Annotated in this window: 11 protein-coding genes and 1 riboswitch; of the genes, 9 read left to right on the top strand and 2 right to left on the bottom strand. The window is 66.1% G+C overall.

What is annotated here, in order from left to right; genetic code table 11:
• The 3 genes from HMPREF1023_RS03885 to HMPREF1023_RS03875 form a co-directional block, all read left to right on the top strand.
• A partial coding sequence (locus HMPREF1023_RS03885) for an NAD(P)/FAD-dependent oxidoreductase (RefSeq protein WP_009304849.1) occupies window positions 1-1,271 on the top strand: 1,271 nt, incomplete at its 5' end.
• Window positions 1,272-1,507: 236 nt separating this feature from the next.
• Window positions 1,508-1,804, top strand: a complete 297-nt coding sequence (locus tag HMPREF1023_RS03880) for a hypothetical protein (protein ID WP_009304848.1) — start codon at window positions 1,508-1,510, stop codon at window positions 1,802-1,804.
• Between the two features lie 8 nt (window positions 1,805-1,812).
• Window positions 1,813-2,292 (top strand): hypothetical protein, encoded by a 480-nt coding sequence (locus HMPREF1023_RS03875; protein WP_009304847.1) that lies wholly within the window; start codon window positions 1,813-1,815, stop codon window positions 2,290-2,292.
• A gap of 3 nt (window positions 2,293-2,295) precedes the next feature.
• Here the strand turns inward: HMPREF1023_RS03875 and HMPREF1023_RS03870 are convergent, their stop codons facing one another.
• Entirely contained in the window at window positions 2,296-2,820 is a 525-nt protein-coding gene (locus HMPREF1023_RS03870) for a cob(I)yrinic acid a,c-diamide adenosyltransferase (protein WP_009608901.1), read from the bottom strand.
• Window positions 2,817-3,215 carry an MGMT family protein gene (locus HMPREF1023_RS03865; protein WP_009304845.1) on the bottom strand — a complete coding sequence of 133 codons (399 nt, stop codon included), beginning with the start codon at window positions 3,213-3,215 and terminating at the stop codon, window positions 2,817-2,819. The genes HMPREF1023_RS03870 and HMPREF1023_RS03865 overlap by 4 nt, the downstream gene beginning before the upstream one ends.
• A 216-nt stretch (window positions 3,216-3,431) precedes the next feature.
• Here HMPREF1023_RS03865 and HMPREF1023_RS03860 point away from each other — a divergent pair, with 216 nt between their 5' ends.
• The 6 genes from HMPREF1023_RS03860 to HMPREF1023_RS03835 form a co-directional block, all read left to right on the top strand.
• A complete protein-coding gene (locus tag HMPREF1023_RS03860) occupies window positions 3,432-4,910 on the top strand; it encodes an efflux RND transporter periplasmic adaptor subunit (protein WP_009304844.1) in 1,479 nt (492 codons plus the stop codon).
• Between the two features lie 4 nt (window positions 4,911-4,914).
• Window positions 4,915-5,631, top strand: a complete 717-nt coding sequence (locus HMPREF1023_RS03855) for an ABC transporter ATP-binding protein (protein ID WP_009304843.1) — start codon at window positions 4,915-4,917, stop codon at window positions 5,629-5,631.
• Complete coding sequence (locus HMPREF1023_RS03850) at window positions 5,628-6,821, top strand: ABC transporter permease (RefSeq protein ID WP_009304842.1); 1,194 nt, start codon at window positions 5,628-5,630, stop codon at window positions 6,819-6,821. The genes HMPREF1023_RS03855 and HMPREF1023_RS03850 overlap by 4 nt, the downstream gene beginning before the upstream one ends.
• Before the next feature lie 233 nt (window positions 6,822-7,054).
• Window positions 7,055-7,170: riboswitch (cobalamin riboswitch) on the top strand.
• 161 nt (window positions 7,171-7,331) lie between these two features.
• On the top strand, window positions 7,332-9,626 hold the full coding sequence (locus tag HMPREF1023_RS03845) for a prenyltransferase/squalene oxidase repeat-containing protein (RefSeq protein ID WP_009608832.1): 2,295 nt from the start codon (window positions 7,332-7,334) through the stop codon (window positions 9,624-9,626).
• A gap of 12 nt (window positions 9,627-9,638) precedes the next feature.
• Complete coding sequence (locus HMPREF1023_RS03840; RefSeq protein WP_009304840.1) at window positions 9,639-10,532, top strand: DUF4430 domain-containing protein; 894 nt, start codon at window positions 9,639-9,641, stop codon at window positions 10,530-10,532.
• 140 nt (window positions 10,533-10,672) lie between these two features.
• The coding region (locus HMPREF1023_RS03835; protein ID WP_009304838.1) for an energy-coupling factor transporter transmembrane component T at window positions 10,673-11,273 on the top strand (601 nt) is incomplete at its 3' end.

Genomic DNA, 11,273 nt, shown 5'->3' with positions numbered 1-11,273 from the left:
GCGGCGGCGACGTGGACGAGCGCCTGGCCGCGGTGGACGCGTTCGCGGCGGGCGGCGATCTCGACCCGCAGACGAACATCCAGTTCGGCGAGGGCGGCGCGGGCACGTTCTCGGACGGAAAGCTGACCACGAACATCAAGAACCCGATGGCGCGCCACGTGCTGCGCTGGTTCGTGGACGCCGGCGCGCCCGAGGAGATCCTTTGGCAGGCGAAGCCGCACATCGGCACCGATCTGCTGGTGGACGTGGTGCGCACGATGCGCCGCCAGATCGAGGACGCGGGCGGCGAGGTGCGCTTCCATGCGCAGCTTGCAGGCGTGCGTTTCGCGGGCGGCGCGGTGACGGGCGTCGACGTGCTCGACGGGCGCACGGGCGCGGCGGAGCGGATGGCTGCGCGGCGCGTGGTGCTGGCCTGCGGGCATTCGGCGCGCGATACGTTCGAGGCCGTGCACGCGGCGGGCGTGACGATGGAGCAGAAGCCGTTCTCGGTGGGCGTGCGCATCGAGCATTCCCAGGAGGCGGTGAACCGGGCGCAGTGCGGCGACGCCGCCGCGCATCCGGCGCTGGGGGCCGCCGACTACAAGCTGTCCGCGCACCTGCCGAGCGGGCGCGGCGTCTACACGTTCTGCATGTGCCCCGGCGGCGAGGTGGTGTGCGCCGCCAGCGAGGAGGGCGGCGTCGTTGTGAACGGCATGAGCCGTTTCGCGCGCGACGGATCGAACGCGAACGCGGCGCTGCTCGTGGGCGTGGGTCCCGAGGACTTCGGGAGCGACCATCCTCTGGCGGGCGTCGAGCTGCAGCGCCGCATGGAGCAGGCGGCGTATCGCGCGGCCATTGCCGCAGGCGGCGCCGCGTACCAGGCTCCGGCGCAGACGGTGGGAGATTTCCTGGCCGGACGCGCCGGCGGCGCGAGCGCGAAGGTGCGGCCGACGTACGCGCGCGGCGTGGCCTGGTGCGACCTGCGGGAGTGTCTGCCGGGATTCGCGGCCGACGCCATCGCCGAGGCCCTGCCCCTGCTCGATCGTCGGCTGCGCGGGTTCGCGGACGAGGATGCGGTGATGACCGGCGTGGAGACGCGCAGCTCGAGCCCCGTGCGCATCGTGCGCGACGACGCGCTGCAAGCGCGGGTGGAAGGCGCGCCCGACGACGCGCCCGAAAGCGGCCTCTACCCCTGCGGCGAGGGCGCGGGCTATGCCGGCGGCATCATGAGCGCCGCCTGCGACGGCCTGCGCGTGGCCCGCGTCCTCGCGGACGCGTTCGAATCGCGCTAGATCCGCGTTGGAATCCTGTCGAATCCGCGTTGGAAACGAAGGCTGCTTTCGTGGAAACCGCGTTGGATTCGCGTCGGATCCGCATAAGGTTCCGTGGTGCTTTTCGCTAGATCTGCGCCATCGAAACGTGAGACGGGCCCTCTATACTAAGAACGTGGAGCAGGTGCGCTGAGGATGCTATAGTGAGGGAGGCCGTCATGGGATCGAGTGTTCTTTTGGATCGAGAGGGGCAAGCGATGGATGTGAAAGAGGCTGCGAAGAAGGCAGCGGCTTACACGGCGGATATGGAAACGCTCACGAAGCCGGATGAGAAAGCCTTGTTTCTCAGCGGATCGGGATTCGCCATCGAATCGACGCGTTTCGACGATTCGCATAATTGCTGGGAGATCGGCGTCGGATTCGTCCGCGAGATCGACCGCCGGAGCAATGCGAACGGCATGGTGTTCGGCAACCAAGAGCCTCTTCGTGACTTGCGCACGTACAAGACGGTGACGATCTCGGACGATAGCGGCGAAGTCGTCTCGTACGAGTAACGGGCGTCATGAAAGGGATCATCGACGCAAACCTGCTGCTCGTACTCGTGGTGGGTTTGAACGATCCTCGGTTGCTGGGACGAAAGAAGCATGTCGCTGAATACTGCAAGGAGGACTTCGACGTTCTTTGCGGTGTTCTGAACGATTTCGATCGCTTGCTGGTCACACCCAACATCATAACCGAGTGTTCGAATCTGATTTGCGGAAAAGACGGGCATGGGGCAAATTCCAGTGAAGCGACCATCCTCGCCGAGCTGCTTGATGAAGGAGCCGTCTACCGCCTCGACGAGCGATATGTCGAGAGCGTCGTAGCGGCGAATCGAAACGAGTATCGCTATTTGGGCGTCGGGGACTGCTCGCTTCTGCACCTCGTTGATGCGCAGCATGCCGTCGTGACGGCGGACGGTGCCTTGGCTCGTGCAGCGCAGTCCATAAACCACGCTTCGGTCAACTTCAACCATGTTCGAACAGGCGCACTGTTGTACTGATCGCTAGAACTCGATGCCGCGGCGGGCGAGGACGCCCTCCTCGTAGTAGTGCTTCACTTCGCGCATCTCGGTGACGAGGTCGGCGACGGCTGTGAGCGTGTCGCTTGCTCCGCGGCCCGTGACGACGAGCTCAACGTTCTCGGGCCGTTCGAGCACGAGGTCCACCAGCGCGTCGGGCCCGAAATAGCCCAGGCTGTCGGCGACGTTCGCCTCGTCGAGCACCACCACGTCGTACGCGCCGCTCAGCATCATGTCGCGCGCGACGGCCAGGCCCCGCTTCGCCGCCTGCGCGTCCGCCGTCGCATCGGGTGCGCTCAACTCGTCGCCCGTTCCGAACTGTTCGCACGCAATGAGATCGCCGAACAGGCGAAACGCGTCGAGCTCGCCGGTGGGGCCGCACTTCATGAACTGGCAGAAGCACACGCGCAGGTTTGCGGCAGCGGCCCGCATCGCCAATCCGACGGCAGCCGTGGTCTTGCCCTTGCCGTCGCCGGTGTACACCTGCACGTATCCCTGCTCCATCGTCATGCTCCCAGCTCCCGTTCCCAATCGAAGTCCTCGGGCGGCGCCATGGGCAGCGTCGGGTCGTCGGCGTCGTCCATGCGGCCGTCCCACAGGCAGGCGCCCATGTCCACGTGCGCATCGTCGGCGAACGCGACCCCTTCCGCTTCCAGCATCTCGCGCTGAACCTCGGGGCCTCCGAAGGCGAACCCCTTGCACAGGCCCCCGTCCTTGAACACCACGCGGTGGCAGGGGATGCTGTTGACCTCGGCTCCCGGCTCGGGGTTCGCGCGCAGCGCATATCCCACGTAGCGCGCCGACCGCGGCGCTCCGATGAGCCGCCCCACTTGCCCGTACGTGGCCACCTTCCCGCGCGGTATGCGCCGCACCACCTCGAACACCCTGTCGGAGAAATCCCCCATGCCTTCTTCGCTCCTCGCTTCCGCCCGTCGTTTCGCTTCAGTATACGGCAACCTTGTACGGCGCGTGAGCCTTGCGCGCCGCCGTTGACGCTTGTCTGGCGCGAGCACGAAACGAACAGACGATTGCGGGTTCCCTTTTCCTACGATCCCCCTTATGATTGAGGCACGGCTGTTCCTCGAGAACCGCCCCCGCTTCTTTCGCACGGGAGGTAGTAGATGGATCCGATCAGCAACCGTCGTCCGGGGGGCTCGGATGGCGCCGAGCCTTTGAGCGCTCAGTCGAGCGCCTTCGATGCAATTGGGAGCTTTCCAAGGCCAACCGATCTCGTCGACGCCGAGGCGCTCGCCGACATGCGGGCGTTCAACGATCTCAAGGCGAAGCGCAAGAAGCAGCGCAAACGCAAGATCGTCGTGGGCATCGTGTCCGCGGTGGCGGTGCTCGCCGTGGCGGGCGGCGCGTTCGCCTGGTATTCCGCCGATCAGGCGGCCAAGGCGCTGGAGAATATGGCGCCGCAGACGGCCTTCGTCGAGCAGGGCACGTTCGTCGAAACGGTGTCGGCTTCCGGCAACCTGCAGCCCGTCGCCTCGGTGAGCGCCACGTCCGAGGTTGACGGTATCGTGGGGGAGGTGCTGGTAGCCGAAGGCGATGCGGTGGCCGAGGGCCAGACGCTGTTCACGGTGGTCAACGACGATCTGGACAAGGCCGTGAAGCAGGCTGCCCAGGGCATCGAAGAGGCCAAAAACGGCGTCGCCCAGGCTCAGAACGCTGTGAACGACGCCTACCATGCCAAGTCCGCCGGCCAACAGGCGGCGGCTCGGGCTCAGGAGCAGGCGCAGGCCGCCGCCGCAGCCGCCAAGGAAGCGGGCGCGGCAACACCGGCTTCCGACGCGTCGGGCGCCTCCTTCGACGAGGCCGGCGCCGATTCCGCCATCCGCAACGCCGAGCTGGCGCTCAGCAGCGCGAACCTGGCGCTGCAGAACGCCCAGAGCGCCTATGACGAGGCCGTCGCGCGCGCCGCCAAGCGCACCGTCACGGCGTCCATCGCGGGAAGCGTCGTCGCGGTCAACATCGAGCCCGGCAAGGCGCTGGGCGCGACGGCGAACGCGGCCGCCTCGCCGGTGCAGATCGCCGATCTGTCGCAGATGACCGTCTCCATCAACGTGAACGAGATCGACATCCTCAAGATCACCGCCGACCAAACCGCCGAGGTCGCGTTCACCGCGGCCCCCGACCTCACGCTGCCCGCCACTGTGGTCAGCATCGCCACCACATCGGCCGGCTCCGGCGACGCGGCGGGCGGTGCCATGTACGGCGGCATGGGCGGCGCGGTCACGTACGCGGTGAAGCTGCTCATCGCCGAACCCGACCCGCGCCTCAAGCCCGGCATGACCGCCAAGGCCACCATCACCACGACCACCATCGAGAACGCGCTCAAGGTGCCCATCTCGGCCGTGCAGTCCGACGGTGCGGGCGGCAGTTTCGTCATGGTGCTCACCGATCCTGAGACGCAGGGAACGGAGATGCGCGAAGTCGAGGTGGTCGCGTCCGACGGTCTTACGTCCGTCGTGAAGGGCCGGGTGAAAGCCGGCGACGAAGTGGTCGTGAGCGGCGGCATGGGCGGCGCGCCGGACGGCATGGGCATGGCGGTCGATGGCGCTGCCTCGGCCGATTCCGCCGCCGTTGCGGTGGGATAGCGCTATGGGATACGTCGTGGAAGCCGTCGACCTGCATCGCATCTACGAGAGCGCTTCGGGCTACACCCATGCCCTGCGCGGCGTGACGCTGTCGGTGGCGCAAGGCGAGTTCCTAGCCATCATGGGACCCTCGGGATCGGGCAAGTCGACGCTCATGAACCTGCTTGGCTGCCTCGACACGCCCACGCGCGGCCGTTACCTGCTGGAGGGTATCGACGTTGCCGACTATCGCGAGGACGAGCTGGCCGAGATCCGCGCCACGCGCCTGGGTTTCGTGTTCCAGTCGTTCAACCTTCTTCCTCGCGCCACCGTGCTGCGCAACGTGGTGCTGCCGCTCATCTACACGGCCTGCCCGCGCAAGGAGCGCGAGCTGCGAGCGCACGCGGCGCTACGCAGCGTGTCGCTGGACGAGCGGCTGTACGACCATCGCAGCAACGAGCTGTCGGGCGGCCAGATGCAGCGCGTCGCTATCGCCCGCGCCCTCGTGAACGATCCGGCGCTCATCCTGGCCGACGAGCCCACCGGCAACCTCGACACGGCCACGGGCGACATGGTGCTGAACACGTTCAAGCGCCTGCGCGACGCGGGCAAGACCATCGTGCTCATCACGCACGAGCCCGACGTGGCCGCCCACGCCGACCGCGTGGTGCACATCCGCGACGGGCGGCTGTACGAGGGCCCGCAGCCGAGCGCCGCCGGTCGGGAAGGGGCGCGCCCATGAAGATAGGCGATCTGTTCTACGAGACCTGGCACGCGCTGTCCGCGAACAAGGGCCGTTCGTTCCTCACCATACTCGGTATCGTCATCGGCATCGCGGCCGTCATCGCCATGACCTCGCTCATCGCGGGCGTGCAGAACATGCTCATGGGCGAGATGGGGCTGTCCCAAGCGCGCCAGGTGTCCATCAGCGCCTACTCGCCGCAGGGCATCACGTTCGACGACCTGGACAAGCTGGAGCAGGGGATGCCGGAATACGAGGTCATCACAGGTGCCTCGTACGCATCGGCCGAGATCACGATGGCCGACGGCCAGAAAAACCACGCCACGGTCATCGGCGCGCGTCCCGATTACTTCACAGCGAACGGGACGAAGCTTAAGGAGGGCCGCTTCTTCACCGAGAGCGAGGAGCAGAACGCCGCGCGCCTCGTGGTGATGGGCGGCGGTGAGATGACCGTGCAGATGCTCGGCGTCCCCGACACCGAGGCGGTGGGGAAGACGGTGCGCCTGGGCAACGACGACTACACGGTGATCGGCGTGTTGGAAACCTCGTCCTTCATGGGCGGCGGAGGGACGTTCTACGCGCCTTACACCACGGTGGAGACGCGCATCGGCAATGCGAGCGGCATCCAACAGATCGTCGGCTTCGCGCGCGAGGGCACCGACATGGATCGGCTCGTCGAGACGACGCAGACCTTTGTGGCGCAGTACTTCAATCTGGAGCCCGAGAACGTGTACGTGTCGTCGCTCGACGCCGTCATCAAGCAGATGGAAACGATGATGACGTCGTTCTCGCTGCTCATGGGCTCGGTCGCGTCCATCTCGCTGTTCGTGGGCGGCATCGGCATCATGAACATGATGCTGACCAACGTCACCGAGCGCATCCGCGAGATCGGCCTGCGCAAGTCGCTCGGGGCGCGTCGTCGCGACATCACGAAGCAGTTCTTGCTCGAGGCTATCATGCTGTGCGTGGCGGGCGGCGCGTTCGGCATCCTATTCGGCTTCCTGGCGGCGTTCGGGCTGGGCCAGGTGATCGGGGCGGTGCAGGCGGGCATGACCGTCACGCCGGTGCTCGCGCCGGGCGTGGTGTTCGGCGCCGTGGCCGTGTGCGTGCTTATCGGCGTCGTGTTCGGCTACTACCCGGCTCGCCGCGCCGCCAAGCTCGACCCGGTGGAGTCCCTGCGCTACCAGTAGAAGCGATGTCTGCCCCGCCGCCTTGGCGCAGGCGAGGGCCCTAGTCTGTCATCCTGAGCGAGCGAAGCGAGTCGAAGGATCCCGAGCGGCGTCAGCGGGAAAGGCCGTGGCCGGCTCCTCGCGGGATCCCTCGACTTCGGCCTCCGTTCAGGATGACGAGGGCATGCCGGCGGTCGGCGGAAACGTTCCTGTTCGCGTCGTTCGCCGACCCAAGAGATGGTAGAATGCTTTGAGCATGAAGAAGACGTCTCGGATCGTGGGAAGCCGGGTGAGAATCCCGCACGGTACCGCCACTGTGTTTCGGTCTTGCCGATCAGCCAGAATACCGACCGAGAAGCGTGTGTGCGCAAGCGGCGAGTTACCGCGAGCGCTACCCGTCGGGCCCGAGCGCCCTCGGCTTGTCTGCGTAGCGAATACGGGCTGCGCGATCTCCCTGCTCGGGAGGTCGCGCAGCCTTTGTTTTGCTGTCTTTCTTCTGCGAAGCGAACGTACGAAAGGAGAAGGAAGACAGTGAAAGAACATGCAAGCACGCGTGCGGGGATAGCGCAGCGGGCCTGGGCCCTCTTGCTGGCCGTCGCGCTCTGCCTGGGCCTCGTGCCCGGTGCAGCCTGGGCTGCCGAAGGTCAGACTGCTGCAGCGGGGGCGGAAAACGCTCAAGCGTCCGCCGGTACGGTCACGCTGACCGTCACCGCCGGCAGCAAGAACGACTACGGCACGGGCGAGGTCACGTACCCCACATGGGTCAACAAGCAGTACGCCCTCGGCGAGGTGCTGAAGACGGCCCAGGCCGCGGGCGGCACCGGACACGGCAAGGGCGATCTCACGATGGAGGACCTGCTGGACACCGCCGTGGCGAAGGGCGACCTCAAGGCTTACGACGCCTCGGAGTCCTCGTACGGCAAGTACCTCAACTCCGTGACCTCGAAGGACGGCGCGAAGCTGGCCGGCTGGAGCAGCGACGACTCTTCAGCCGGCCTATATTGGTCCCTGTTCGACAACGGCGGCTTTGCGAACTCTTCGTTCGACCAGGTCAAGCTTGTCGGCGGGAATTCCTACCAATTCTGCTGGGCTTCGTATTCTTCGGCGACCGCTCCGTCCGACTGGAAAGCGTATTACGAGAAGAATCCTGCCGACCAGGCGAAGGGCGACGATGGCTTGCCGATTTCCGAGGTTGCGACCCTGACGGTCACCTCAGGGAGCAAGACCGACTACGATGCGGGGGAGACGACGTACCCGGCGTGGGTCAACAAGCAGTATGCACTCGACGAGGTGCTCAAGGCGGCCCAAGCCGACGGCGGCACCGGGCATGCGAAGGAGGATCTCACGATGGAGGACCTCCTGAACGCAGCCGTGGCGAAGGGCGATCTGAAAGGCTATGATGCCTCTTCGTCTTCATACGGCGGGAAGTACCTCAACTCGATCACCTCGAAGGACGGCGCTGTGCTTGCGGGCTGGAACAGCGACGATTACTCGCTCGGCCAGTTCTGGGCCGTGTTCGCCGCCGGCGTCTCGTCGAGCACCCCGTTCGACCAGGTGAAGCTTGAGGAGGGTGCGTCCTATCAGCTTTGCTGGGACACCTTCTCCTCCGCGGTGGCTCCTTCGGACTGGACGGCCTACTACGCTGAGAATCCTCCTGCGAAAGCAGACGCGGGCGACGGTTCGACCGATCCTGGCGATGCGATCGATCCGCCCACCGACAACAATATCGCACATGGTATCGATCTGTCCGCTATGGCTTCTTTGATGAACGGCATTGCGGCCTCGTACGAGGGAACGACCGAGGCCTGGAAGGTCATGGACATGGCGGCGATGGGACGCCTGGCGGCGGCTCAGGCGAGCGCGTTCATTCCGGTTGGACTTGAGGGCATGAAGAACCCCGCTCCCGATTCGGCTGCGACCGCGTTTCAGCGCAATATCATCGCGTTGAGCGCCGTTGGCGTCGATGCTACTTCTGTGCCCGACGGCGGTGGCGTGTACGATGCGCTGGATGCGATGGCTCAGAAGGTGACGGCGGCATCGCCCGTGAACGTCCAGGCGTTCACTCTGCTGGCGTACGCGAGCAATGCCTATGAAGTGCCAGTCGATGCAAAGCTGTCCGAGGATGCTCTGATCAGCGTATTGTGCGGAAGCCAGCTTTCCGATGGCGGCTTCTCCTACAGTGGATCGAAGGCCGATGCGGATATGACTGCAATGGTGATCACCGCGCTTTCGCCCTATGCTTCAAACGATGCAGCCGTTCGCAATGTCGTGAACAGGGCGTTGAACGCTCTCAAGGGTTTGCAGCATGATGATGGGGGTTTTGGAGCGACCGGGATCGGCGTTGATTCCGGCACCAATACCAATTCCACCGCGATGGCCGTTGTCGCTCTGTGCGCCGCCGGTATCGACCCTTCCACGTCGTGGGCTACCGAAAGCGGTGCCACGCCGTTGAGCGCACTGCTATCCCAGGCCGCCTCCGATCGTTCGGGTTTCATCTACCAGGGTTCGGTAAACGATTTCGCCACCGAGCAGGGCTTCCGGGCGCTGGTGGCTTACCAGGGTCTCAAGAACACCGGTGCCGCGTACAACATCTACACGCAGGCTAAGCTCGGCCAGGCGGGGCTGCCCGCCGAGAAGCAGGAAGAGGAGAGTGCTCCCGCTCCTGCTGACAAGCCTGTGGCCGACAAGAAGGCGCTTGCCAAAACCGGAGACGGCTCTGCGCCGTTCGCGGCCGGTACCGCGGTGCTCGCGCTCGGCGCGCTTGCGGCGGGTATCGCCGCCACGCGGCGCATGCGCGTTTCCGACGAGCTCTCGTTGCGTCGATAGGATCACGGCGGTATGAGCGAAGATTCGAACGAGAAGACCGGCGGCTCGGGTGTCGAAACGCTCGAGCCGCGTGAGCGGGCCGAAGCGCCCGACAACCGCATCGCCCCCTCCGCGCCTCGCGGCGAGGAGGGGGCCTCGGTGGGCGGGGCATCCGCAACGGCGGCGTCCGCGCCCTCGTCTCGCCGACCTCGCAAGGCGCTGCTCGCCACCGGCGTCGTTGCCGCTGCGGTGGCCCTGTGCGCCGTCGTGGCGAGCATGGGCTTCGCCACCGGATGGCTCGGCAACCCTGCGCCGTCCGATCCGGTGCCGATGCCCAGCGTCGTCACGGATGCGCCCTCTGACGGAGACGACGCGTCGAAGGACGACGAGACCGATCGCAAGGATGCCGCCGAAGAGGCTTCGGAGGGCGCGGACGGGGAAACGGGCGCCGTCGTCGAGGGCGAAGGCGCGGCGGGTGCCGACGGCTCGGCCGCTTCGACGGCCGGCGAGGCGCCATCGGGCACCGACCTTTCCGCGTCGGAGGGCGCTGCTGCACCGGCTCCGGAGCCTGCTCCCGAACCGGCCCCGGCTCCCTCGGCTCCCAGCACCGTCACGGTGACGGTATACATCGACAGCTCCCGCGCCGCGTCCAATGGCTACCCCTCATCCTTGGGCGGCGGCACGGTCACCCTCAACCAGGGCGCATCCGTCTACGATGCCCTCTGCGCTACCGGAGCGTCGGTGGGCGGGTCGAGCGGCTACGTCAGCTCCATCGGCGGCCTTGCGGAATTCGCTTGCGGTCCCGGCAGCGGCTGGCTGTATTTCGTCAACGGATCGTCGCCCGGATACGGGTGCGGTTCGTATATCCTAAGCGGTGGAGAAAACATTACGTGGATATACACCTGCGATTTGGGCAACGACCTGTAGATGTGCGGCTAGAGGAAAGTGGGGTACCGTGTTCAGCAATCCGAAAGTGGCCAAGATCATGGCTGCATTGGCGATCTTCTTCGCCGTGCTCGTGGTGATCTCGATCTTCCAAACGGTGCACGCCTAGGGGCGCGCCTCGTATGAAGCGCACGGCGTTCGACCTGTTCCATCCCGTCGTGGCGTTCGGCTACTTCGCCGTCATGTTCGCGCTCAGCATGACGGCGATGCAGCCGGTCTACTTGGCCATCTCGCTTGCAAGCGTGCTCTCCTACAGCGCGGTGCTGTGCGGTTGGCGGGCGACGGGTCGCTCGCTTCTCTGGCAGCTGCCCCTCGTCGCCGTCGTCGCGCTGGCGAACCCGCTGTTCTCGGCGTCCGGCTCCACCGAGTTGTTCCGCCTCGGGCTGCGCGCGTTCTACCTGGAGAGCTTCGTGTACGGCGCATGCATGGGCATCATGCTGATCAGCGTGATCGTGTTGTTCTCGAACGCCTCCCAGGTGCTCACGTCCGACAAGGTCATGACGCTGTTCGGCGGCGTCGCGCCCACGATAGGCCTCATGCTGTCGATGACGGCGCGCCTCGTGCCGCAGTTCGTGCGGCGCGGCAACGGCATCGCCGACGTGGAGCGCGCGTGCACGGCGGCGCGCCCTGCCGAGGAGCCCGCAGGGAAGCTCGCTGTCATGCGCGGCTACCTGCGGAGGACTTCGGTGCTCATGGGCTGGGGCATGGAAGACTCGCTCGAGA

Source organism: Eggerthella sp. 1_3_56FAA (genome assembly GCF_000185625.1).
Taxonomy (GTDB): Bacteria; Actinomycetota; Coriobacteriia; order Coriobacteriales; family Eggerthellaceae; genus Eggerthella; species Eggerthella lenta.
This window is presented reverse-complemented; position numbering and strand designations above follow the sequence as displayed.